The 22,833-nt window shown below is 39.8% G+C and carries 21 protein-coding genes and 3 pseudogenes; 17 read left to right on the top strand and 7 right to left on the bottom strand.

Annotated features, from left to right (window positions below):
• Positions 1-183: 183 nt before the first annotated feature.
• Positions 184-1,182, bottom strand: coding sequence for an inorganic phosphate transporter (locus ACQKMH_RS15165; protein ID WP_427588309.1), 999 nt, complete (start codon positions 1,180-1,182; stop codon positions 184-186).
• 376 nt (positions 1,183-1,558) lie between these two features.
• Between ACQKMH_RS15165 and ACQKMH_RS15160 the strand changes: the two genes are divergently transcribed.
• Together ACQKMH_RS15160 and ACQKMH_RS15155 are read left to right on the top strand one after the other, a co-directional pair.
• Complete coding sequence (locus tag ACQKMH_RS15160) at positions 1,559-2,389, top strand: aldo/keto reductase (protein WP_427588308.1); 831 nt, start codon at positions 1,559-1,561, stop codon at positions 2,387-2,389.
• Positions 2,390-2,846: 457 nt separating this feature from the next.
• On the top strand, positions 2,847-3,101 hold the full coding sequence (locus ACQKMH_RS15155) for a GlsB/YeaQ/YmgE family stress response membrane protein (protein ID WP_170946860.1): 255 nt from the start codon (positions 2,847-2,849) through the stop codon (positions 3,099-3,101).
• 211 nt (positions 3,102-3,312) lie between these two features.
• On the opposite strand, the gene ACQKMH_RS15150 is transcribed toward ACQKMH_RS15155, so the two are convergent.
• Positions 3,313-4,227, bottom strand: coding sequence for an RluA family pseudouridine synthase (locus ACQKMH_RS15150; RefSeq protein WP_427588307.1), 915 nt, complete (start codon positions 4,225-4,227; stop codon positions 3,313-3,315).
• A 231-nt stretch (positions 4,228-4,458) separates the two neighbouring features.
• Here ACQKMH_RS15150 and ACQKMH_RS15145 point away from each other — a divergent pair, with 231 nt between their 5' ends.
• Positions 4,459-4,878 (top strand): DUF5365 family protein, encoded by a 420-nt coding sequence (locus ACQKMH_RS15145; protein WP_427588306.1) that lies wholly within the window; start codon positions 4,459-4,461, stop codon positions 4,876-4,878.
• Between the two features lie 69 nt (positions 4,879-4,947).
• On the opposite strand, the gene ACQKMH_RS15140 is transcribed toward ACQKMH_RS15145, so the two are convergent.
• Both ACQKMH_RS15140 and ACQKMH_RS15135 read right to left on the bottom strand, forming a co-directional pair.
• Positions 4,948-5,418: a thioredoxin family protein gene (locus tag ACQKMH_RS15140; RefSeq protein WP_427588526.1), complete on the bottom strand. Its 471-nt coding sequence runs from the start codon at positions 5,416-5,418 to the stop codon at positions 4,948-4,950.
• A gap of 141 nt (positions 5,419-5,559) precedes the next feature.
• A pseudogene (locus tag ACQKMH_RS15135) lies at positions 5,560-5,787 on the bottom strand (disulfide bond formation protein B); the annotation flags it as partial.
• Positions 5,788-6,054: 267 nt separating this feature from the next.
• Between ACQKMH_RS15135 and ACQKMH_RS15130 the strand changes: the two are divergent.
• The 3 genes from ACQKMH_RS15130 to ACQKMH_RS15120 all read left to right on the top strand — a co-directional run bounded on the left by ACQKMH_RS15130 (position 6,055) and on the right by ACQKMH_RS15120 (position 10,232).
• The gene (locus ACQKMH_RS15130) at positions 6,055-7,602 is read left to right on the top strand and encodes a GNAT family N-acetyltransferase (RefSeq protein ID WP_427588305.1); all 1,548 of its coding nucleotides are present in this window, start codon (positions 6,055-6,057) and stop codon (positions 7,600-7,602) included.
• A gap of 148 nt (positions 7,603-7,750) precedes the next feature.
• Positions 7,751-9,481: a phospho-sugar mutase gene (locus ACQKMH_RS15125; RefSeq protein WP_427588304.1), complete on the top strand. Its 1,731-nt coding sequence runs from the start codon at positions 7,751-7,753 to the stop codon at positions 9,479-9,481.
• Positions 9,482-9,701: 220 nt separating this feature from the next.
• Positions 9,702-10,232 carry an NADPH-dependent FMN reductase gene (locus tag ACQKMH_RS15120; protein WP_427588303.1) on the top strand — a complete coding sequence of 177 codons (531 nt, stop codon included), beginning with the start codon at positions 9,702-9,704 and terminating at the stop codon, positions 10,230-10,232.
• Positions 10,233-10,360: 128 nt separating this feature from the next.
• On the opposite strand, the gene ACQKMH_RS15115 is transcribed toward ACQKMH_RS15120, so the two are convergent.
• Positions 10,361-10,603, bottom strand: coding sequence for a YhdB family protein (locus ACQKMH_RS15115; protein WP_230157202.1), 243 nt, complete (start codon positions 10,601-10,603; stop codon positions 10,361-10,363).
• Between the two features lie 132 nt (positions 10,604-10,735).
• Here ACQKMH_RS15115 and ACQKMH_RS15110 point away from each other — a divergent pair, with 132 nt between their 5' ends.
• From ACQKMH_RS15110 to ACQKMH_RS15070, 9 genes are all read left to right on the top strand, one after another.
• The gene (locus ACQKMH_RS15110) at positions 10,736-11,704 is read left to right on the top strand and encodes a M14 family zinc carboxypeptidase (RefSeq protein WP_427588302.1); all 969 of its coding nucleotides are present in this window, start codon (positions 10,736-10,738) and stop codon (positions 11,702-11,704) included.
• 50 nt (positions 11,705-11,754) lie between these two features.
• Complete coding sequence (locus tag ACQKMH_RS15105; protein ID WP_427588301.1) at positions 11,755-12,075, top strand: DUF3889 domain-containing protein; 321 nt, start codon at positions 11,755-11,757, stop codon at positions 12,073-12,075.
• Positions 12,076-12,315: 240 nt separating this feature from the next.
• Positions 12,316-13,197: a radical SAM/SPASM domain-containing protein gene (locus tag ACQKMH_RS15100; protein ID WP_427588300.1), complete on the top strand. Its 882-nt coding sequence runs from the start codon at positions 12,316-12,318 to the stop codon at positions 13,195-13,197.
• A 198-nt stretch (positions 13,198-13,395) separates the two neighbouring features.
• Entirely contained in the window at positions 13,396-14,238 is an 843-nt protein-coding gene (locus ACQKMH_RS15095; protein ID WP_427588299.1) for a MurR/RpiR family transcriptional regulator, read from the top strand.
• A gap of 61 nt (positions 14,239-14,299) precedes the next feature.
• Entirely contained in the window at positions 14,300-15,454 is a 1,155-nt protein-coding gene (locus ACQKMH_RS15090; RefSeq protein ID WP_427588298.1) for a M20 peptidase aminoacylase family protein, read from the top strand.
• On the top strand, positions 15,447-16,253 hold the full coding sequence (locus ACQKMH_RS15085) for a GNAT family N-acetyltransferase (protein ID WP_427588297.1): 807 nt from the start codon (positions 15,447-15,449) through the stop codon (positions 16,251-16,253). The genes ACQKMH_RS15090 and ACQKMH_RS15085 overlap by 8 nt, the downstream gene beginning before the upstream one ends.
• A 2-nt stretch (positions 16,254-16,255) precedes the next feature.
• Positions 16,256-17,365 carry an o-succinylbenzoate synthase gene (gene menC, locus ACQKMH_RS15080; RefSeq protein ID WP_427588296.1) on the top strand — a complete coding sequence of 370 codons (1,110 nt, stop codon included), beginning with the start codon at positions 16,256-16,258 and terminating at the stop codon, positions 17,363-17,365.
• A gap of 167 nt (positions 17,366-17,532) precedes the next feature.
• Positions 17,533-18,612 (top strand): YkvI family membrane protein, encoded by a 1,080-nt coding sequence (locus ACQKMH_RS15075; protein ID WP_427588295.1) that lies wholly within the window; start codon positions 17,533-17,535, stop codon positions 18,610-18,612.
• A 168-nt stretch (positions 18,613-18,780) separates the two neighbouring features.
• Positions 18,781-20,196, top strand: coding sequence for a SpoVR family protein (locus ACQKMH_RS15070; RefSeq protein ID WP_427588294.1), 1,416 nt, complete (start codon positions 18,781-18,783; stop codon positions 20,194-20,196).
• Between the two features lie 1,020 nt (positions 20,197-21,216).
• Here the strand turns inward: ACQKMH_RS15070 and ACQKMH_RS15065 are convergent.
• The gene (locus tag ACQKMH_RS15065; RefSeq protein ID WP_283901239.1) at positions 21,217-21,369 is read right to left on the bottom strand and encodes a YfhD family protein; all 153 of its coding nucleotides are present in this window, start codon (positions 21,367-21,369) and stop codon (positions 21,217-21,219) included.
• Positions 21,370-21,447: 78 nt separating this feature from the next.
• On the opposite strand from ACQKMH_RS15065, the pseudogene ACQKMH_RS15060 reads away from it, so the two are divergent.
• Together ACQKMH_RS15060 and ACQKMH_RS15055 are read left to right on the top strand one after the other, a co-directional pair.
• A pseudogene (locus ACQKMH_RS15060) lies at positions 21,448-21,822 on the top strand (SpoVR family protein); the annotation flags it as partial.
• A 145-nt stretch (positions 21,823-21,967) separates the two neighbouring features.
• Positions 21,968-22,159: pseudogene (locus tag ACQKMH_RS15055) on the top strand (hypothetical protein); the annotation flags it as partial.
• Positions 22,160-22,351: 192 nt separating this feature from the next.
• Here ACQKMH_RS15055 and ACQKMH_RS15050 read toward each other — a convergent pair.
• Complete coding sequence (locus ACQKMH_RS15050; RefSeq protein WP_427588293.1) at positions 22,352-22,735, bottom strand: VOC family protein; 384 nt, start codon at positions 22,733-22,735, stop codon at positions 22,352-22,354.
• Positions 22,736-22,833 lie beyond the last annotated feature (98 nt).

Genomic DNA, 22,833 nt, shown 5'->3' with positions numbered 1-22,833 from the left:
GTATTAACAAATTGATTGTAACGAATTCATGTAGAAACTGGGAAGGTTTTTCGACGAAAATTTACAAAATCTTAATAAAACTTTACAAACCAAAACAAGGATAAGTAAAAAATGGGAGACAATTACACTTTTATAGCGGAATTTGCAAAAAAAAGCCTTCCCGATACGGAAAGGCTGAAGGGGCTATAAAAATAAAGCGATTAAATAATAAATTATTCCTGCCAATGATGCGGAAATCGGCAAGGTTATGAACCAAGTAATCAACATGCTTTTAGCAGTTCCCCATTTTACCCCTTTGATGCGGTGTGCAGAACCCACCCCAAGTATGGATGAAGAAATGACATGTGTCGTACTGACAGGCATATGCAGGAAGGTAGCACCGAAAATGATGGCTGCACCAGTCACATCGGCAGCAACCCCATTCACGGGACGTATTTTCATGATTTTACCACCGACGGTTTTAATGATCTTCCAACCACCGATGGATGTTCCAAGCGCCATGGCGATTGCACAAGATAATTGTACCCAGAAAGGTACCTCGGAGTTAGAGGCATATCCGTTAGCGATTAAAGCCATTGTGATGATACCCATGGATTTTTGCGCATCATTCGTACCATGTGTATAGGACTGGATGGCAGCCGTGAGAATTTGTATTCTCCTGAATCGTTTGTTGGTCTTTCCTAAATTATTATTTTTGAAAATCACCTTGAAGATACTATATACAATGAATCCAAGTGAAAAGGCAAGGATAGGAGAAAGAATCAATGCTTGGACAATTTTAGTGAATCCACTCCATTTAATCGCATCGAATCCACTAGCGACAATGGCCGCTCCCGCTATCGAACCGATGATCGCATGGGATGAACTGCTTGGAATTCCAAAATACCAGGTGACTAAATTCCAGGTTATTGCCGAAAGCAGAGCAGCCATGATTACATAAGTTCCATTGTTTAATGTGAAAGGATCAACGATATCCTTTGTAATGGTGTGCGCTACACCGGTAAATGTCAGCGCTCCTAATAAATTCATGACCGCAGCCAAGATGATTGCATGACGGGGTTTTAACGCCTTGGTTGATACAGCTGTTGCTATGGCATTGGCCGTATCATGGAACCCATTGATAAAGTCAAAGACCAAAGCAAAAATAATAATTAGCGCGGTTAAGATGAATATGCTGTTCATACATAGAAGACTCCCTTAATTTCAAGTATGTAAAAAGTAAATTTGGATTGTGACCATTGAATGGGCGTTGGGCAGTTTTTCAACTCCTCACCATTTAGAATGGGAGTTTTATGTTTGATTATTCTTTAAAGATGGCACCTTCTTTTTTCCTTGGTTTAAAACGGACTATATAATTGTAACGAATATTATATCAATAAGGATAGATGTTTCGTCATTTTTTTACAAATTAATTAATTTAGTTAAGAATTTAAAGGTGGAAAATCTGATAAAACGGGATTGTTTTCGGTTTAGGGGCACTCAATATCCCGAGGCTTATGGTTGGAAATAGAAGGAGGGGCGGTGTATAATTGGTAAATAAAAGTAAGGGGGAATGACAATGATTTCAAATATTGGGGAAACGATCACTTTACATAACGGAGTTCAAATGCCACAGCTGGGTTTCGGTGTATTCAAAGTGAAGAACGGCAATGAAACGGTTGAATCTGTCAAGAAAGCTATCGAAGTAGGATACCGCGCTATTGATACAGCTGCCATTTATGAAAATGAAGAGGGAGTAGGACAAGCGATTTCTGAGTGCGGAGTCCCGCGTGAGGAATTGTTCATTACTTCTAAAGTGTGGAATACAGAGCAAGGATACGAATCGACGCTACAGGCATTTGATGATAGTTTAAAACGTCTTGGCTTGGAGTATTTGGATTTATACTTAATCCACTGGCCAGGAAAGGACAAATACCTGGAAACCTGGAAAGCGTTAGAAAAGCTTTATAAGGATGGAAAAGTGAAATCAATCGGTGTAAGTAATTTCCATGTTCATCATTTGGAAAATTTACTTGCGAACTGTGAAGTCAAACCAGTCGTCAATCAAATCGAATTGCATCCACTTTTGACTCAAGTGGAAATTCGTGAATACTGTGCAAAACATGAAATCATGGTAGAAGCATGGAGTCCCCTAGGCAGGGGGAACATATTGGAAGAACCAACAATTAATCATATAGCGAAGAAGCACGGGAAAAGTTCCGCACAAGTGTTAATTAGATGGCATCTGCAACATGAAATCGTTGTCATACCTAAATCGATTACGCCGTCACGTATCAAGGAGAATGCAGAGGTCTTTGACTTTTCTTTGAGCTTAAATGAAATGAATCAAATAGATGCTTTGAACAAAAATGAACGGTTCGGAAGCAATCCGGATGAACTTTTGTTCTAAAGTGCGTCCTGTACGAATATAAAAATACGTTAGTAAGGGTGTCCCAAGGGGCACCCTTTTTCTTTTACCTATATGAACATATTTGCGACAGTTAATGCTTATACTATCTATGTGACAAAGTTAAGCATATGGTATACCCGTTTCATACGTCTGATAATCCTTTTTTTGCTGCCAAATATTTATAAAAAAAATTAGGTTTTAGATTATTAAAACGGGGAAAATAAGGAGTACAGCGGCAAACAAAAAGAAAAACACACTAACACATTGAGGAGTGTCCAATCAGTTCCTCAGGGGCTATAGCTAGCTAACTCTACCCATTGAATTTTGTGGATAACGGCATCATACCATTTGAATTAACGTTAAAGAACTGAAAAGGCATGACTAGATGGAAGTGATGAAATTTCTTGTTGTCTGCTGTAGCAGGTAAAATAACTAAATTAGAAGGAGGAAATATATTATGGGATTTTTATGGTCATTAATTATCGGAGGTATCATTGGTTGGTTAGCAGGTATGATCGTTGGGCGTGATGTACCATTTGGTATTATAGGTAACATTATCGCAGGTTTTGTTGGTGCATGGTTAGGTTCATTAATTCTTGGGAACTGGGGACCTTCAGTAGCGGATTTCGCTATTATTCCAGCATTGATTGGGGCAATCGTATTTGTCTTCATCTTAAGCCTTATCTTAAAAGGCATGAGAAAAGCATCATAACTACAAAATAAAGCTGGCCGAAGAGGCCAGCTATTTTTTGTTCATATCCTTATGCTATTTGGAGTGAAATCCGACCTTTGTGAAGATAAACTGGCTGATATGCAGGAGATCCAAAGGAAATCGAGATATAGGGACAATTGTATTTCATATATAAGGAAGAAATTAAATGAACACCGCGCCTTAAGGGAACGGTGTTTTTTTGTTTATGGCTTTATAATATGTGAACATCGAATATTTCAGGGCTATCGATAAATGGAGCTTCCATGGTCATTTTTTGTTCGGAAATGGGGTGGATGAATTCGATTTTCCGTGCATGCAGGGCTTGACGTGGAAATGTCCGCCTTCCGCCATACAGGGTATCTCCTGCCAAAGGGTGTTTCAAGTGACTGAAATGCACCCGGATCTGATGGGTTCGGCCGCTTTCCAAGGTGCAGCTGACAAGGGTCAAGTTTTTCTTGGAATTGCGATTGAGCACCCGATAATGGGTGACTGCTGTCTGGCCTGTAGGAGAAACTCTCCGCCTTGTAGCATGGTGGCGATCACGGCCTATTTTTTCTTTGATTTCGCCTTGGTCGTTTTTAATGATTCCTTCGACTAAAGCAAGATATGTCCGTTTGATTTCCCTTTCCTCCAACATTCTATCCAGAATGGACCCAATGAGGCGGTTTTTGGCAAAAAGGACTGCACCTGTGGTATCTTTATCCAGCCTATGAATATGCTTTATCATACAAGCCTGGCCGGTGTGTTGAAGATGGTATGCCACTCCATTGATAAGGGAATGTGCATCACCGGGTTGAGAAGGGTGCATATCCATTCCTGCCGGTTTATTGGCTACCAACAACACATCATCTTCATATAAGATGGAAATTCCTAAGTCTGTAGCTTTTACGCTTTCTTTTTCAGCATCATCAAGTAAGGGGATGCTGATTGTATCTCCTTTAGTAAGGACAGTTGACCATGGGACGGAATTGCCGTTCAACATCACTTCTTTACTCATTCTCCACTCATGCACCAACTTCTTGGGGGCTTTCCACCGCTCCCTAAAAAGTTTTTCCAATGATAACCCATTCCAGCTTTGCAGAACTTCTATTAATAAATGTTGGTTTGTTATATTGAAATATTCCATTTTAATTCCTACTTTCGGCCTGTTTGGTTGTGTGTAAATGAAAAAAATATATAATAATTAAGGATAAAAGATAAAAAAGTAACATTGGACCTATTGTCAATAAATTCGTGGTGGAAATTACCACATGTTTTTTACAATTTTTATGTTACTCTATAGGGAAAGAAATCGCTTGTCCTAGAATATACATATATTAAGATAGGTCTAATGGATCTGAAAAAGGTGGTTTTTTTAGTGAAGACGGTCTTTTCTTCAACGGAAGAACAAGAGCAAGAAATAGCGAGTCTCGTTGCTCGTTTCTATGAATCTGTATTTCCAAAGTACTTTACGGAAAGTGAAATCCTTCATTTTCGCGAAATCGGCGTTTTGGAGCCCAATCAAAGTTCCTTTACCTATTTAGCAACATTACGAGACGCATTTCAAGTAATGACGTGCCTTCAAGTCCTCATGTCAATATTAGACAAACAGAAGAGAGTAGATTCTTTAATGATGGAATCTGATTCTGAAGAATTGTTCCAGCATAACATTGCACTATTGAATGAATACGGAATCTTTTTCCCTTTTTATTATGACCATTTTTCATGTTTAAACCATGATGCGAGTAAAGATGTGCAGATGATGGATATCCAGGTAGCGAATCAATATTTAGTATAAGTCAAAAAAAATGAGCCGGCTATAACGGGAAAAGCATTTCCGTTAGGGCCGGCTCATTTTTATCCATCTTTAATTAATATCGTTGTCCTCGAACCACTTCTCGAAGGTTTCCTCATCTTTATAGCCATCGATCCGTTCTTGTTCTTGTCCATTCTTATAGTGTACGATGGTCGGCGTTTTTTTGATGCCATAATCGCTCCATCCTTGTTCAAACTCCAAAAGATTGAATTGAACAAGATCAATACCCAATTTCTCTGCCAAAGGTGCCACGACTGGTGTGGTTTTTTGACTGATCGAACTCTTGGGACTATAGAAATAAACGGTCACGTCTTTACTATCTTGGAGGTCCTTCTCCAACTCTACAGGAAGGATCAAGTTTTGATAATTGGGGTCATCCAGCTGATCGACAGTAGCGGGTTTAAGCTTATCCTTGCCGTATGGATTACCTTTTGATTTTTCTTCTTTTTTCATGTTTGTAAAAACGCCCAGCAGGACAAAAAGGGCGACGATTATCACTAAAAAAATAGCCATTTTCTTCATTAAGCTGCAACCTCCTTGGATCTTGTCCATACGATGTAACTGCATATGAAAATAATGACGAATGCAGTCAAGGCTAGAACGGATGGTAATGAAACCAAACACGTCAATATATTGTCCTATACATGGAACCCTTCCGCATGCAAGGGTGTGGTCGGGAAAGAATGAAACCTTTTGCACAAAATAATGATGCGTGGAAATAAATGCACCGATGGCTGTTACTATCATGGTATAAAAGCAAATCCAAAGATCTTTTCGAATGATTGCAATTCCTAAAATGATTGTAAAAGGATATATGATGATACGCTGATACCAACAGAACGCAAACGGTTCATTTTGCTTATTTTCAGAGAAATATAAGCTTCCAAACATAGCAATGATGGAGCAGCCAAGGCCACAAATAATAAGTTTTCCCCATTGCGTATGGTCTTGTTCATGGTTCCTCTTCCCCATCTCTTTTTGCTCTCATGAAAAGTATAGTATGTATGGATGGGGTCTGTAAAATATATATTCTTTTTCGAGGGCATTCAGTAAGGATTTTAGCTGCGCAATTTTGAAATCCTTGGGTAGGTTGAGTTGTTTTAATTTTTGAATAAGGGGTATAATTCTTATGGAAGAGATTAAAGGAGTCTGAGGAAAATGCCTAATTTGGACCTGCATAAATATGAAAAAATTATGGAAATACGCAACATGAGGCTAGGAGACATAGATGAAATAATTGCTTTGCAATCGAGTTGCTTTCCTGGAATGGTGCCTTGGAAACGAGATCAGCTTGAGAGCCATCTGGAAATTTTTCCGGAAGGTCAATTCGTAGCTGAATATGATGGAAAAGTGATTGGCTCATGTTCCAGCCTCATTATTAATTTTGACGAATATGATGATCGCCATACATGGGACGATGTAACGGATAATGGATACATCACGAATCATAATCCGGACGGTTATAATTTATATGGCATCGAGGTCATGGTCCATCCTAAATTCCGCAGGATGAAAATCGGTCAAAGACTATATGATTCAAGGAAAGAACTTGTTGCCCAATTGAATTTGAAAAGCATCATTATCGGCGGCAGGATCCCCAATTACCATAAACATGCGGATGAACTATTACCTAGGGAATATGTAAAAGAAGTGCAATTACATAAAATATATGACCCGGTACTTTCGTTCCAGCTTTTAAATGGCTTCACGCTCATGAGAATCAATCCGAATTACTTGCCGGATGATTTACAATCCAATAAGTATGCTACGCTCATGGAGTGGAATAACGTCGATTATCAGGCGAAAACAAAACGTTATTATAAAACATCTGAACCTGTAAGGATTTGCGTCGTGCAATACATGCTGCGTAAAATCGATTCATTCGAAGACTTTGCGAACCAAGTCGAGTATTTCACCGACGTGGCTTCGGATGCCAATGCCGATTTCGCCGTATTCCCGGAATTGTTCACGACCCAGCTGATGTCTTTCTTAAATGAGAGGTCACCAAGCTTGGCTGTTAGGAAACTGTCCGATTTCACGGAGCAATACATTGAGTTGTTTACCACTTTAGCAGTAAGGTATAACATCAATATTATTGGCGGTTCCCATTTCGTTAAAGAAGACGATGACAATATCTATAACATCGCTTATTTATTCCGTCGCGACGGGACGATTGAAAAGCAATATAAGATTCATATCACACCGAATGAAAGAAAATGGTGGGGAATCAACGCAGGTGATCGCGTTCGTGTCTTTGATACGGATTGTGGGAAAATCGCCATACAAATTTGTTATGATATTGAGTTTCCGGAACTCGCCCGGATTGCAACCGACATGGGTGCCAAAATCATATTCACTCCATTTTGTACAGAAGATCGGCAAGGTTACTTGCGCGTTCGTTATTGTGCCCAGGCCCGTGCTGTGGAAAACCAAATTTATACGGTCATCTCCGGAACTGTCGGGAATCTGCCACAAACGGAAAATATGGATATCCAATATGCTCAATCAGGGATTTTTGCCCCATCCGATTTCGAATTTGCGCGTGACGGAATAGTAGGGGAAACGAGCCCGAACCTTGAAATGGTCCTGATTGGCGATGTTGATTTGGAAATCTTACGACGAGAAAGACAGTCCGGTACAGTAAGGCAATTGAAGGATCGACGCCACGATATTTATAAGCTACATTATCAAAAAGGCGGAAAATAAAGAGATAGAGAGCTCGTAATGAGAAGCAAAGCTTGATGCTGTCCTTTTCATTACGAGCTCTCACTTCATTTATTGGAAAAAATGTGATAATTTTGTATAGGTAGATACATAACGACTAAAATAAGGCATTTTGGAGGAGATAATGGAGATGGAATGGAAATCTTTATACACCACATGGGCAGGGTACCAGAATTTAAATGGGGAATTACGTGTCCTCCTCGAGGAGATGCAGCAGGATGAAGCAAAACTCGAAGATGCCTTTTATAAGAATTTAGAATTTGGTACAGGCGGTATGCGAGGGGAAATCGGAGCGGGAACGAACCGGATGAATCTTTATACAGTAAGGAAAGCCACGGTTGGGTTGGCCCAATATATCTCATCGTTTGGGGAAGAGGCAAAGGGAAGAGGGGCTGTGATTGCTTTTGATTCGAGACATAAGTCTCCGGAATTTGCACTCGAGGCAGCTAAAACCTTAGCAACATTTGGGGTGAAGGCTTATTTATTCGATGAATTGCGGCCTACTCCCGAATTATCATTTGCCGTTCGCGAACTGAATGCTTTTGCTGGAATCGTCATCACGGCAAGCCACAATCCGCCTGAATATAATGGTTACAAGGTTTATGGACCTGATGGGGCACAATTGCCACCTGAGGCTGCGGATCAAGTGATCGGCTACGTGAATGCCATTGAAAGTGAGCTTGATATTCAGGTTGAAGAAGCTGAAAGTCTTAAAGGGCAGGGCCTCATTGAAATGATTGGCGAGGAATTAGATGCAGCGTATAATCAAGAGTTGCTTACAGTACCCGAGAATCCACAGCTTGCAGAGGAAATAGATGTGTCAATCGTTTTTACGCCACTTCATGGCACGGCAAATAAATCAGTAAGACGGGCACTGCAAAGCTTAGGTTACCAAAACCTGCATATCGTTAAGGAGCAGGAGCTGCCAGATCCAGATTTTTCAACAGTCAAATCTCCAAATCCTGAGGAACCAGCTGCATTTGAAATGGCGATCGAGCTTGGAAACAAAGTGGAAGCGGACTTATTGATTGCAACGGACCCAGATGCCGATCGGCTGGGGATAGCCGTGAAAAACGAGATGGGCCAATATGTTGTCCTGACCGGAAATCAAACAGGTGCCCTTTTCCTCGATTATTTACTGGCACAGAAAAGAGAAAAGGGGACAATTCCCCAAAATGGAGTCGTCTTAAAAACAATTGTCACCTCAGAAATCGGACGGACGATTGCGGAGTCCTATGGCTTGCAAACGGTTGATGTTTTGACCGGGTTTAAATTCATAGCCGAGAAAATAAATCAGTATAATGAAAGCGGGGAACACAGCTTTTTGTTCGGGTATGAAGAAAGCTACGGTTATCTAATTAAGGACTTTGCCCGGGATAAAGATGCCATTCAAGCGGCAGTGCTAGCTGTAGAGGTCTGTGCTTATTATAAAAAACAGGGATTAACACTTTATGAAGGGTTATTGAATGTGTTTGAAAAATACGGATTTTACCTGGAAGGTTTGCGTTCATTGACGTTAAAGGGCATTGAGGGAGCAAAACAGATTTCTGGTATATTGAATCAATTCCGTCAAAATCCGCCTGCTCAAATAGCCGGCACCCAGGTAGTTATTGAGGAAGATTATCTGAGCAGTATAAAGCGTTCATTACCTTCAAATGATGAAGAACGGATTGAGCTTCCGAAATCAAACGTATTGAAGTATTTCCTTGAAGATGGTACATGGGTATGCCTCCGTCCCTCAGGCACTGAACCGAAAATTAAATTCTATTTCGGTGTCCAAGGTAAATCAATGCCAGAAGCTGAGTCAAAGTTAGCTGAAGTCATGGCTGATTTCATGGGTAAGATCGAAGCATTAGTTTAAATGTTTGAAAAGCTAAACGAAGGACTTTGGTCTTTCGTTTTTTTCTTGTAAAGTCAATAAGAGTTGACGCCGACAAATTTTTAGTAGCAAGAATAATCAAAATTCAAGGAATTTCTGTTTCGGTTTTGGTATACTGAATTGGCGAGTGACCTCGGAAAACATCGGTTCATTATGTAGATAGAGTGAGCAGCAATTTAGGAACAATGGAAGGGGTATTTACATGAAAAAATTAGTAATCATTAATGGTTCACCACGTAAACAAGGGCGTACAGGGATTGCATCACGTTACATTTCCAAGAAATACGGAGCGGAACTTATTGATTTAAGCAACAGTGAGATTCCTTTATATTCGGGTGAAGGTGAGCAATATCAATTGGAAGTGATTCAAGGTCTTCGTAAAAGCATCGAGGAAGCGGATGGCGTGATCCTTACCACTCCGGAGTATCATGGTTTGATGAGCGGAGCTTTGAAAAATGCTTTGGATTTTCTAAGCAGTGAACAATTCACGCATAAACCAGTTGCTTTATTGGCTGTTTCCGGAGGAGGAAAAGGCGGAATCAACGCCTTGAATTCCATGAGGACTGTAGGGCGTAGCCTTTATGCCAATGTGATTCCGAAACAATTGGTCCTTGATCCGCATTGCTTCGATTATGAAAATGATGGATTATTTGAAGAGTCTGCTGTACTTGTAGAGGGTTTAATTGAAGAACTTAAAATATATGCAACTGCATATGCCACAATAAAAAAATAATGAAATGGGGGTCAGGTATTAAATACCTGACCCTTCCTTGTTTATAGGGTTCCACCAGCCACAGTTAAATCCCCGTAAATCAATCTTCTTGTATAAATTTCCCCATTTTGCAAAAACTATAGTTAATTTTAGCTTGGGAGTTCATTTAAATAATCACTTGTTTTTTCTGCTGCATGATCCAGATAACGTAGAAGTGCATACAGCTGGGATTGAACGATTTGGTAATCATGCTCAAACCGGTATGCGTGCAAAAAATGTTCTATTTTTTTCGAAAGAATGTGATCTTTCGTTCGAACCATTAATACTAACAAGCTGTCCCAATCAGAACGGTGTGTGTGAAACAATGCTTGATCATAATCCGCAATCCTCATGTAGTTCTCCCCCTTAATAAGGAGCTATTTGTATTTTGTTCAGATTGGACTGAACATTTCCTTACAATAAGTGGTGATGTATTTGGACCGCGGTTGTTGCTTTTTACCTGAATAAAAATAAAAGGTGAGTACATGAGAAAATTAATGCTAATTGGAATGTTCATTTTCCTTTTGTTTCCCGAAACCACACTTGCAGAAGAAGTGTATTCCCCTGAACGAATGGAAGCGGATCTGCAGGAAATACAGAACCAATATGATTTGGACGAACAAATAATCGGGAAAACTGAAAAGGGAAAAAATATAAAGGCAGTGAAGTTAGGAGAAGGGAGAAGATCGATATTGCTTGTGGGCTCGCATCATGGTAGGGAATGGCTTAGCTCCAAACTGTTAATGAGCATGCTCGAGGACTATGCAGGCGCTTATCGGGCGGGTAAGCCGATAGGAGGGTATTCGTCGGCATTATTGGATGAAGTCAGCATTTGGTTTATCCCGATGCTAAATCCAGATGGCGTCAGCATCCAGCAAGGAGATTTATCAAACTTGAGCTTTATTGAAAAGACAGCCGTCTGGAAAATGAATCGATATAGTAATAATTGGTCGCGTTGGAAGGCCAACGCCAAAGGCATTGATTTAAATAGGCAGTATCCGGCTGGATGGAAAGAAGTCATGAGTAATGAAACAAAACCAACTTATCAATTTTATAAGGGTGAACACCCCCTTGAAGCTGCGGAGGTTAAAGCGCTTGCTGATTTTACGAGGGAAATCGATCCCCTTATTGCGGTTTCCTACCATACGTCCGGAAGGGAAATCTTTTGGCATTATCAAAATAAACGGGAAAATATGGCGAGGGATTATGGCATTGCCAAAAAAACAGCGGAAATGACTGGGTATGAATTGACCTTTCCGGAAAAAGAAGCGGTGGGCAGTGGATTTACGGATTGGTTCATTACTGAATTCGGCCGCCCAGGAATGACAATCGAACTCAGTTATTTAGTGGATGAAACCAATCCTCCAATGTCTGTATTTCCTGAAGAATGGAAAAGGAACCATTTTGTTGGGATCATGCTTGTAAATGAAGCGAACCTGCTGCATAACAATTGAACAATTTTACATAATAATAAATAAGAGGACAGTATAAGGAGGAAAAGATATTGAAAAAAGTCATCTTGATGCTAATGGGTATTTTTTTGATAATACAAGCAGGGTCCATTTCTGCACAGGCCCAAAAACCTGATTATGAAAAATATGGAAAAATTGCGATTGCCGTCGTCCAAGCAGATTATCCCGAAGTTGAGATTACCGATTATGAATATAATGGTAGAAAAACTACAGCGAAGAATCTTGTCCAAGACGATTTCAGATTTTTGGTCAAGGAAAAAGGAAAGGAGTTCAATGTCATCGTGACCGTTCAACATGATTTGACAAATGAAAAATTACTTAATTTAAAGGTCACGGAGCAAAAAGGAAAGTGAGTTCATAAACGGAAATTATAGGTATGTATCTAACGAACATCTTCAACTCCAGAGGATGTTTTTTTCTAATTTATACTTAAGGTGATTGGCAAATGAATAATGGCTGCCACTGGAAAAAATGTTATGAGATCAACAAACTTATGCCCCTGCCATGAAGTTTTCATTGCATTTATGAGCTGCTAACAAGTATAGTTAGTATCAGATTGAAACAATATAGCTAGATTTTAGGGGTAGTAAATCATGAGAAAGTTTAAGAAAGTTTATGTGGAAATTACAAATATATGTAACTTGAAGTGCAATTTTTGTCCGAGCTCCAGCTTGCAAAGGACCCTGAAATTCATGGATCCTGAAGGGTTTACGCATGTTATCGAGAAAATTAAACCACACACCGATCATATTTACTTTCATCTGATGGGTGAACCATTTTTAAATAAAAATTTGGGTACATTCCTGGATATCAGTGCTGAAAATGATCTGAAAGTGAATATTACAACGAACGGTACTTTGATTCAAAAGGTCAAAGACAAGCTGCTCTCCAAAAAGGCCCTTCGGCAGGTGAATATTTCCCTTCATAGCTTTGAGGCAAATGATACGAGCAATAGTCTTGACTCTTATGTCAGTAATATTGCCGATTTCATTAATGAGGCCAATGAAAAAAGTGAAGTGATTTGTGCCATTCGTTTATGGAATATGGATACAGATGAACTGAAAGCGAGTAATGGCCTGAACGACGATATTCTCAGTATGTTGGAGGAGAAGCTTTCTTTGGATATCCGCTTAAGTGAAGCTCTTCAGCAAAAGAATAATATCAAGTTGAAGGACAGGGTTTATATAAACATGGCTGAAAAATTCGAGTGGCCGGAATTGGACCGTGATATTATCGATGAAAATATATTCTGTTATGCTCTGAGAGATCAGTTGGGCATCTTGGTGGATGGAACGGTCGTACCTTGCTGTTTGGATAGTGAAGGGAAAATTCCACTTGGGAATATATTTGAAACGTCACTTGAAGAAATTTTAAATGGTGAACGGGCTAAAAACATGTATGATGGCTTCTCAAGAAGATGTGCAGTTGAAGAGCTATGTAAACGGTGTGGCTATGCAAAGCGTCATAAAAAATAAAGTGTAAGGAAAACCACGGAGTTCATCTTCGTGGTTTTTTTGGTTAGGAGAAATCGGTCTCTTTTTATTAAAAATTCTGAATATTATTGTTTTATTAAAGAACCCGTGTTAAAATACTTTCTATTATTAAAGAAGTTTATACTTCATATTGTCATATATAAAGCCTAGGATTCATACTTTGTTTTGAGGGGATGTTTTATGGATATACAGCAAAAAGTTAAAGAGGTATTCCCTGATTTATCGACTGGTCAAAAAAAGGTAGCGAAATATTTGTTAGTACATTCACATACATTCGCAGTCACTTCAGCTGAAAAGCTAGGGAAGGATATTGGCGTCAGTGAAACGACTATCATCCGTTTTTGTTATTCGTTGGGGTTAAGTGGATTTGCGGAACTTCAAAAACTTATTCGTAATCAGTTGATATTCGAGAGCAGCAGTTTGAATGAGTATCATGCATCTAAACTAGAAGCTGCCAATCAGCCAAACTTCATGGCACAAGTGATGGGGCAGGATATTCTTAGCATCGAAAAGACAATGAAAAATTTATCAAATGATGATTTCTCCAAAACGGTTGATAAATTGGTGGCAGCCGACTATATCTTGATTTCCGGACACCGTTTATCATTTTCGGCAGCGCATTGGTTAACGTATACACTTAGGCTTGTTCGGGAAGATGTCCATTTATATAGACCGGACACAGATGATATTTTTTCACAACTGAACGAAATGACTGAAAATTCCGTCTTTGTTGCCGTTTCATTTCATCGGTATGTAAAAGAGACGGTGAAAATCACGGAAATGGCCAAACAAGCGGGTTCATTTGTAATCGGCATTACTGATTCTGAACTTGCACCGATTGCTGAATTCAGTGACATTTTATTGCCCATTTCTACACCGAGGACCTCCACTATCGATACGGCACCTGTTTTATTCTCCTTGTTGAATAGTTTAGTAGCAGGTGTATCGATTAAAGATGAACAGCGTTTCAAAGAAAGAAAAGCTAGATATGATGCGTTCAATCAAGATGATTATTTCTTTTAATTAACACTTATATGAATTCATTAATCAAACCGATAAAACCGGGATATTAGGGGGAACAGAAATGGATATAAAACGATCAATCGATAAATTAAGGCCGCGGATCATCGGTATATTCGACCATTTACACGCTCATCCTGAAACGAGTTGGAATGAGGTGAATACGACAGCTTTCATTTCTAATATTTTAAGAGAAAATCAGTGCACGGTAGAAACATTCGAAGATTGTACCGGAGTGATTGGAGAAATGGGAAATGGGAATTTCACAGTCGGATTACGATCCGATATCGATGCACTTTGGCAGGAGGTGCATGGAACATTTCAGGCTAATCATTCCTGTGGGCACGATGGGCATATGACCCTGGCACTTGGAGTATCCCTAGTTTTGAAGGAAATGGACTTTCGGCCGGGGGGTAAGCTGAAATTCATTTTTCAGCCAGCTGAAGAAAAAGGTACGGGCGCCTTGAAGATGATTGAAGAAAAAGTTTTGGATGATGTCGATTTCCTTTACGGAGTGCACTTAAGGCCAGTGGAGGAAGTGAAGGATGGGCAGGCGTCACCTGCCATTGTCCACGGAGCCGCACAGTTCATTAAAGGAGAAATAGTCGGGACGGATGCACATGGGGCAAGGCCGCATCAAGGGCAAAATGCAATCGAAGTAGGAGCAGCATTCGTCACTATGTTAAATAGTATCCATCTCAATCCATCCATCCCTTATTCAGCAAAAATGACCCAGTTTTTCGCTGGAGGCGAAAGTTCCAATATCATTCCTGGAAAAGCAACATTCTCACTGGATTTAAGGGCTCAAGATAATGAAGTGATGAAAGAGCTCACCAAAAAGGTGGAAAAAGTTGCAGAATCTTTGGCGTTTGTCCATGGAGTTGAAATAAAACTCGAGCCGGCTGCTAATGTTGCCGCAGCTATCGTAAACGAACAAGCCCAGGAAGTAATGGCTGAAGCGATTGCCGATACACTCGGGAAAGAAAATCTGGTAGCGCCTGTCATAACAACCGGAGGAGAAGATTTTCATTTTTATACGTTGAAAAGGCCTGAAGTCAAAGCGACGATGCTTGGGTTAGGCTGTGATCTCACACCAGGTCTCCATCATCCGAACATGACGTTCAACAAAGATGCTTTGTTTTCCGGGATAGAAATCCTGACGAAAGCCATCATTCTTACTTTTGATAAGTATGGAGAGAAGGGACACCTACATGACTGATGAATTAATCATAAAATCGCTATCAACACTAGAGGATTTACAAGAAGTGCAGCGACTTGAAATCCTTGTATGGGGCATGGATTGCGTTCCTACCCATCAGACGATTACCGCAGTCAAAAACGGCGGCCTTGTTTTAGGTGGTTATATCAATGATCAGTTAGTTGGATTTCAATACAGTTTCCCGGGATTTAAGGATGGAAGGGTGTTTCTTTGTTCCCATATGTTAGCCATCCATCCTGCCCATCAAAAGAAGGGCTACGGTAGATTACTTAAATTGGCACAAAGAGAAGAAGCACTCAAAAAAGGCTACGATTTAATTACATGGACATATGATCCATTGGAAAGTGTGAACGCAAACTTGAATATCGGCAAGCTAAAAGCGGTTTGCTCTACATATATGGAAGATTGTTATGGAAATATGGAAGATACCCTCAATGAAGGATTATCCACTGATCGGTTCGTGGTGGAATGGAATATACGGCAGGAAGGAAGGGAAGAGATAACACTTCCCGAAAATTCCACACACATCGTAATCACAGAAATGAATGACCAAGGCTTTCCTTATATCAAGGATTATCATTTGGAAACCAATGCAGATGTGGTCGCTATCCCCATCCCGACAGATATTCAGAAAATCAAAAAAGGTGATCTCCGCCTTGCGATTGATTGGCGGTCAAAAACGGGTGAATTATTTAAAACGCTTTTTGCTAACGGATATATTGTAATTGGAATAGAACGGGTACAAGGTGAGCACATTCAACACTACTTATTAAAAAAAACAGGATTGAGAGGGAAGTAGAAATGAAAATAAAAGAAGTGCGTTTACGTCATTTGAACATGGATCTGATTGCTCCATTTACAACAAGCTTTGGAACGTTTGTAGATAAGGAATTCATACTGGTGGAAGTGAAAAATGAGGAGGGGCTTTCGGGTTGGGCTGAATCAGTGGCTTTTTCAGCGCCTTGGTATAACGAAGAAACAATAAAAACAAATTGGACCATGCTTGAAGATTTCTTGATTCCGCTTGTATTGGATAAAGATATTGATCATCCTCGTGAAATATCGGAAATGTTTTCACATATTCGCAAAAACAATATGGCTAAATCGGCAATTGAGGGAGCTATCTGGGATTTATACGCAAAAGAAAAGAATATCCCATTAAGTATGGCACTAGGTGGAGAACTCGAAAAAATCGATGTTGGAATCAGTATCGGCATCCAAAAAACGGTACCTGAATTACTGAAGAAAATAGAAGATGGATTGAATGATGGTTATAAAAGAATCAAAATAAAAATTCAACCAGGTTGGGATGTTGATGTAATCAAGGAAGTGCGCAATCGTTATCCGGATATCCCAATCATGGCAGATGCAAACTCCGCCTACCGCCTGAAAGATATCGAATTACTGAAGCAGCTTGATCAATTTGATTTAATGATGATCGAGCAGCCCTTGTCATCGGATGACATAGTTGATCATGCGGCATTACAGGCGGAAATCAAAACCCCGATTTGCTTGGATGAAAGTATACATTCGGTGGAAGATGCAAGAAAGGCCATTGAATTGGGAAGCTGTAAAATCATTAATATCAAGATTGGCAGGGTAGGCGGTTTAACGGAAGCGAAGAAAATACATGATTTATGTAAAGAACGAAAAGTTCCGGTTTGGTGTGGAGGCATGTTGGAATCAGGTGTCGGGCGCGCTCATAATATCGCCTTGACAACTCTGGATAATTTTACGATGCCTGGAGATACCGCAGCATCTGCGAATTATTGGCATCAAGACATCATTCAGCCGGAGGTTACCGTTATAGATGGGGTCATAACCGTTCCAAAGTCTGCAGGCATTGGCTTTGAAGTCGATCCCACTGCTGTCGATGAATTCACTTCCTTTAGTAAAAGGTATACCAAATAATAAAAAGCAAGAACCTGAAGAATAGCACTCCCCAGCTTCAAGAGCGATTTGCTCGCTAAAATTACTGAAGCTGGGAAGCATTAAGGAACAGGGATAGTTATGAACGAATAGGTACTTCATTTAAAGTTAATTATCAGAATAATCATTCAATTAAAAGGAGGGTCCATATGAAAAACAGTGTAAATCTTGCAGGTGCATATATTGGAATCATCATTGGGGCAGGTTTCGCTTCAGGACAAGAAGTATTACAATTCTTTACGAGCTTCGGAATCTACAGTGTATTGGGAATTGTGGTGGCGACTGCTTTATTCGCGTTTTTAGGGAGGCAAGTTACACAACTGGGAAGCTCTCTTCAAACCCGCTCCCATAAAAGCATCATCGATCATATTTGTGGCCGTTACATAGGCAGGGTAGTCGATATTATCATTACTTTTTTCTTGTTTGGCGTTACAGTCATCATGATTGCTGGTTCTGGAACGATTTTTGAAGAACAATTCGGCATTCCAAGTATAGTCGGCGCAATCGTCATGACTGTCCTTACGATTGGCACGCTCTTACTTAATGTTAATAAAATCATGTCCATCATTAGTGCTGTCACACCCTTTTTATTTATAATCATGATTATTATTTCAGGCTATTCATTCTTCACATCCGAACTTAGTTTTAAAGAAATCATTTCTTCTTCAAGTAAAGGAACGGCAGCAACCGGAAATTGGTTGATGGGTTCATTATTGTATGTTTCATATAATATGACTGCCGGAATCGCGATGCTGGCCGTAATGGGAGGGATCTTTAAGAATAAGAAAGAGGCTGGAATGGGAGGCATCCTTGGAGGTATCGGATTGGGGATATTGTTATTTTTGATCAACATGGGAATGATGTCTGACTTGAAGGGCATAGAAGGGTCGGGAATGCCTACCCTTTATTTAGCAAATCAGATTTCTCCATGGTTGGGATATATCCTGTCAATCGTTCTTTTAGGAATGATCTATAACACCTCAGTTGGAATGCTGTATGCATTTACAGCCAGGTTGGTGACTGCCGATACGAAACGATTTAAAATCTCTGTGGTTTTGGTGGGAATCCTCGCTTTCCTTGCAAGTTTCGTTGGTTTCATTAAATTGGTCGGAACGGTATACCCAGTTACAGGTTATTTAGGTTTTGTAATCATAGCAGCGCTTATCATTTCCTGGATTCGTTCGAAAGCGAAAAAAGGGGCAGTGAATGCGGAATTAGTAAAATATTAAAGAGTGACGGGAAAATAAAGGGTGAACGGAATCGATCAATTATAACTGACATCTTCTTCATGGGGATGTTTTTTTTCTGTTTTCGAGGAACCTTTACACATGATCACGGCATTTTTCCGCCTTTTTTTCATACATTAGTTTAAAGGCGGAAGACAAGGGGGATATCGGATGAATGGAGCGGAGCAAAAGGCTCTGGAATATGCCATTAGTGAAATTACAGAAATAGCAACGGGGTTCGGGTTGGATTTTTACCCGATGCGCTATGAAATTTGCCCTTCAGAAATCATCTATACATTTGGTGCCTATGGGATGCCGACCCGTTTTTCTCATTGGAGCTTTGGGAAGCAGTTTCATAAAATGAAGCTGCAGTATGACTTTGGATTAAGTAAGATCTATGAACTGGTCATTAACTCTAATCCTTGTTACGCTTTTCTGCTGGACTCCAATTCACTTGTACAAAATAAATTGATCGTTGCCCATGTTTTGGCGCATTGTGATTTCTTTAAGAATAATGTACGTTTCAATAATACCAAGAGGGATATGGTTGAAAGTATGTCGGCCACGGCAGAAAGAATCCGTGAATATGAAATCCTGCATGGCAAAAAGGAAGTAGAAACTTTCCTCGATGCACTTTTAGCCATTGAAGAACATATCGATCCTTCGTTGATGAGACCTAAGCTTGCCTGGACGATGGAAGATGAGGAAGAGGAAGAGGAAATAAAGCCGATAGCCACACAATACGATGATTTATGGAATCTGGATAATAAGAATAAACCAATGAAATCCACTATTAAGAAAAGAAAAAAATTCCCGCCGAGGCCAGAAAAGGATATTATGCTTTTCATTGAACAGTACAGCAGGGATTTAGCCGATTGGCAGCGGGATATCATGACGATGATCAGGGAAGAGATGCTGTATTTCTGGCCACAGCTCGAAACGAAAATCATGAACGAAGGCTGGGCATCATACTGGCATCAGCGCATAATCCGTGAATTGGATTTGTCCTCAGGGGAAGCCATTGAATTCGCAAAACTGAACGCGGGTGTCGTTCAGCCATCACGGACCAGCATCAACCCTTATTATCTTGGATTAAAAGTGCTTGAAGATATTGAAGAACGCTATGATAATCCAACCGAAGAAATGATCAGGCTGGGCGTCAAGCCTGGATCTGGAAGGGAAAAGATGTTCGAAGTCAGGGAAATCGAATCCGATATTTCCTTTCTCCGCAATTATTTGACGAAGGACCTGGTCATGCGGGAGGATATGTATTTATTCCAAAAGCAGGGCAAGGATTATAAAATCGTCGATAAAGCATGGGAACATGTGCGTGATCAACTCGTCAGTATGAGGGTTAATGGCGGGTTCCCTTATATCACAGTAAATGATGGAGACTACATGCGCAATGGGGAACTTTATTTGAAACATTGGTATGAAGATATTGAGCTGGACCTGAAATATCTCGAAAAAGTCATGCCATATATCTATCAGCTTTGGGGACGCTCCGTGCATATGGAATCAGTCATGGAAGGAAAAGAAGTCCTGTTTTCCTATGATGGAAAAGGTATTCACCGGAAGTATTTATAAGAAACAAAACTGCTGAGAAATCGGCAGTTTTTTTGTTTGATATGTTTCCAGATGTTGGATGAAACTTGTGGTTTGCAAGTACTAGTGTTATTTACCCTAAAACTAATGATATCAAAATCCCTTGTGAATACTTCTTTAAATCTGCTACATACCGCGTCTTGGTGGCATCATTTTGCTAATGATCTGGTTTATTTATCTGGGCCTATCATCATTATAGGGGGAGAAATCAATGCCTTCATAAATGAAGATCATCCAAAATGTGAATGAGCTTCCTTCAGTTCCCGTAATACCTGAAAGCCCTTCAACGAACACTAATCAAGAAATAACATCTTGTATTGGGGAGGAATTCTTTCATGAGTAAGAAAGGAAAGCATAAGGGTAAAAAGGGGAACCATAAAACATCAAGTTCTGCAAATGGGCAGAATGGCGATCATTAAAAAGTTAAGCTGCATACAAGGGAGCCTTTTAGGGCTCCCTTTTGTATCTGTTTTACTAAAATTTAGGCTTTGTTAAAGAATAATGTTGTTATTTGATTTTCTCGAACTTTTGTTCTATAGTAAACTAAAATTACTGAGAGCGAGTGAGTTTTAATGGCGGTAGCGGGCATAATTAACCAAATCAGAAATCTTAGCCAAAGAGACCAACAGCGATTGAAGGAGTTCTTCACAAACTCATTAGGGAGTGCGGGAGAAATAAAGTCTGTATTCACTGATGTATCAGAACAGAAACACAAAGACGGCTACACCTGCACCCATTGTCAATCCACTAATGTCATTCGCTTCGATAAAAAGTGCTAGAGGATATTACTTTTGAACAGGCAATTTGGAAACGCAGCTTTTAAAAAAGCATTAGCTTTAAAGATATTCCATTCCATTATAGGGGGCTTTAATGAAATAAGAACGGGAACGTCCAAATCGGACGTTCCCATATTTTATACCTGAAAAACAACCATGCTACTTAACAAAGCCAAAATTTAAAGAGGAGTGTAATCAATCCGTATCTTTTCACTTTTTTGTAGTTTCATTTAGGTCTTGTAGCTCTTATTTTCCCACTTTCACCTAGCTCACGAGAAAACTCTTCATCCACGCGATTAGGTTCTATTTTTAAGTTTTTGGGAGTTTGAGGTAATGAATTTTTACTGCTAGATGGTTTTTGATTGTTTGATCTTCCCATAATATTGCCTCCTAACGAAATTTTAATCTTTATTAGTATGGCTAAGAATCACATTTATATATCTTTAGATTTGCTCATGAAGCCATTGAATTCGCAAAACTGAACGCGGGTGTCGTTCAGCCATCACGGACCAGCATCAACCCTTATTTTCTTGGATTGAAAGTGTTTGAAGATATTGAAGAACGCTATGATAATCCAACCGAAGAAATGATCAGGCTGGGCGTCAAGCCTGGATCTGGAAGGGAAAAGATGTTCGAAGTCAGGGAAATCGAATCCGATATGTCCTTCCTCGGCAATTATTTGACGAAGGACTTGGTCATGCGGGAGGATATGTATTTATTCCAAAAACAGGGCAAGGATTATAAAATCGTCGATAAAGCATGGGAACATGTGCGTGATCAACTCGTCAGTATGAGGGTTAATGGCGGGTTCCCTTATATATGGAATCAGTCTTGAAATGAAAAGGGAGTCCTGTTTTCCTATGATGGAGAAGGTATTCACCGGAAGTATTTATAAGAAAAAAACTGTTGAGAAATCGGCAGTTTTTTTGTTTCACGCGTTTCCAAATGTTGGATGATGTTTGTGATTTGCAAGTTCTATAAGGCAATCCGAAAAGAATTTTTTCTACGTTGTTGGGATGAAGAGTTATGGAGGATCACCTACATTCTTACTGGCTACTGAAACAGGAGTGTGCAGTATGAATCTCGCTTCTAGTTCCTGCGATTCTGTATTCCTGGTACTGAAACAAAGGATGATTCTTGCTGTGGCAGACCTGTTTTGGCGAGATTGATCATAAAATAATTCTTGCTGCAATCGTAGAATGACAACAATGTCATTTATTTTTAGACGTTAAAAATGTATAACCCCGTCCTAAAATTAGGACAGGGTTAACATAAAGTTGTTTAATTGTTGATAAAAACACTTCATCCAACTTAAAACATAACAATAAAGCCGTTTAGAACTAGGTTACTTCGTCATTAAGTTAATTCTGCAATATCTGAATAAGGTTACCACATGTATCGTCGAAGACAGCTATTGTGACTTCGCCCATTTTTGTCGGCTCCATAGTAAACTTCACGCCGTTTTCCAATAATCGTTTGTACTCTTTATGAATATCAGCAACGCCAAACATTGTTGCTGGAATGCCTTCGGCAAATATCTTCTTTTGATACTCCTTTGCGGCAGGATGCTCATTCGGTTCGAGTAATAGCTCGGTACCGTCATGATCATCGGAAGAAACAAGCGTAATCCACCTAAATTTCCCCATGGGGACGTCATGCTTTTTTACAAATCCGAGCTTTTCTGAATAAAATTCCAGTGCCTTGTCTTGGTCTTGTACGAATATACTGGTAACAATGATTTTCATACTGTTTTTGCCTCCTTTGATATTTACCACGTTGGTGCTCTGCAAACAATCTGGCTCCAAGTAGAAAAACCCTACATTCGTCAGAAGTTTTTAAATAA

This window comes from Peribacillus sp. NPDC097895 (genome assembly GCF_050277555.1).
GTDB lineage: Bacteria > Bacillota > Bacilli > Bacillales > DSM-1321 > Peribacillus.
The sequence above is the reverse complement of the archived record's forward strand: the minus strand, read 5'-3'. Positions and strand labels throughout refer to the sequence as shown.

Bases quoted from the DNA above. Each gene is read 5' to 3' on its own strand.
- ACQKMH_RS15100 (WP_427588300.1), top strand. From the start codon at position 12,316: ATGAGAAAGTTTAAGAAAGTTTATGTGGAAATTACAAATATATGTAAC.
- ACQKMH_RS15115 (WP_230157202.1), bottom strand. From the start codon at position 10,603: ATGAGGATTGCGGATTATGATCAAGCATTGTTTCACACACACCGTTCT.
- ACQKMH_RS15140 (WP_427588526.1), bottom strand. From the start codon at position 5,418: ATGAAGAAAATGGCTATTTTTTTAGTGATAATCGTCGCCCTTTTTGTC.
- ACQKMH_RS15110 (WP_427588302.1), top strand. From the start codon at position 10,736: ATGAGAAAATTAATGCTAATTGGAATGTTCATTTTCCTTTTGTTTCCC.
- ACQKMH_RS15085 (WP_427588297.1), top strand. From the start codon at position 15,447: ATGACTGATGAATTAATCATAAAATCGCTATCAACACTAGAGGATTTA.
- ACQKMH_RS15050 (WP_427588293.1), bottom strand. From the start codon at position 22,735: ATGAAAATCATTGTTACCAGTATATTCGTACAAGACCAAGACAAGGCA.
- ACQKMH_RS15095 (WP_427588299.1), top strand. From the start codon at position 13,396: ATGGATATACAGCAAAAAGTTAAAGAGGTATTCCCTGATTTATCGACT.
- ACQKMH_RS15065 (WP_283901239.1), bottom strand. From the start codon at position 21,369: ATGGGAAGATCAAACAATCAAAAACCATCTAGCAGTAAAAATTCATTA.
- ACQKMH_RS15155 (WP_170946860.1), top strand. From the start codon at position 2,847: ATGGGATTTTTATGGTCATTAATTATCGGAGGTATCATTGGTTGGTTA.
- ACQKMH_RS15075 (WP_427588295.1), top strand. From the start codon at position 17,533: ATGAAAAACAGTGTAAATCTTGCAGGTGCATATATTGGAATCATCATT.
- menC (WP_427588296.1), top strand. From the start codon at position 16,256: ATGAAAATAAAAGAAGTGCGTTTACGTCATTTGAACATGGATCTGATT.
- ACQKMH_RS15070 (WP_427588294.1), top strand. From the start codon at position 18,781: ATGAATGGAGCGGAGCAAAAGGCTCTGGAATATGCCATTAGTGAAATT.
- ACQKMH_RS15165 (WP_427588309.1), bottom strand. From the start codon at position 1,182: ATGAACAGCATATTCATCTTAACCGCGCTAATTATTATTTTTGCTTTG.
- ACQKMH_RS15090 (WP_427588298.1), top strand. From the start codon at position 14,300: ATGGATATAAAACGATCAATCGATAAATTAAGGCCGCGGATCATCGGT.
- ACQKMH_RS15150 (WP_427588307.1), bottom strand. From the start codon at position 4,227: ATGGAATATTTCAATATAACAAACCAACATTTATTAATAGAAGTTCTG.
- ACQKMH_RS15125 (WP_427588304.1), top strand. From the start codon at position 7,751: ATGGAATGGAAATCTTTATACACCACATGGGCAGGGTACCAGAATTTA.
- ACQKMH_RS15130 (WP_427588305.1), top strand. From the start codon at position 6,055: ATGCCTAATTTGGACCTGCATAAATATGAAAAAATTATGGAAATACGC.
- ACQKMH_RS15160 (WP_427588308.1), top strand. From the start codon at position 1,559: ATGATTTCAAATATTGGGGAAACGATCACTTTACATAACGGAGTTCAA.
- ACQKMH_RS15120 (WP_427588303.1), top strand. From the start codon at position 9,702: ATGAAAAAATTAGTAATCATTAATGGTTCACCACGTAAACAAGGGCGT.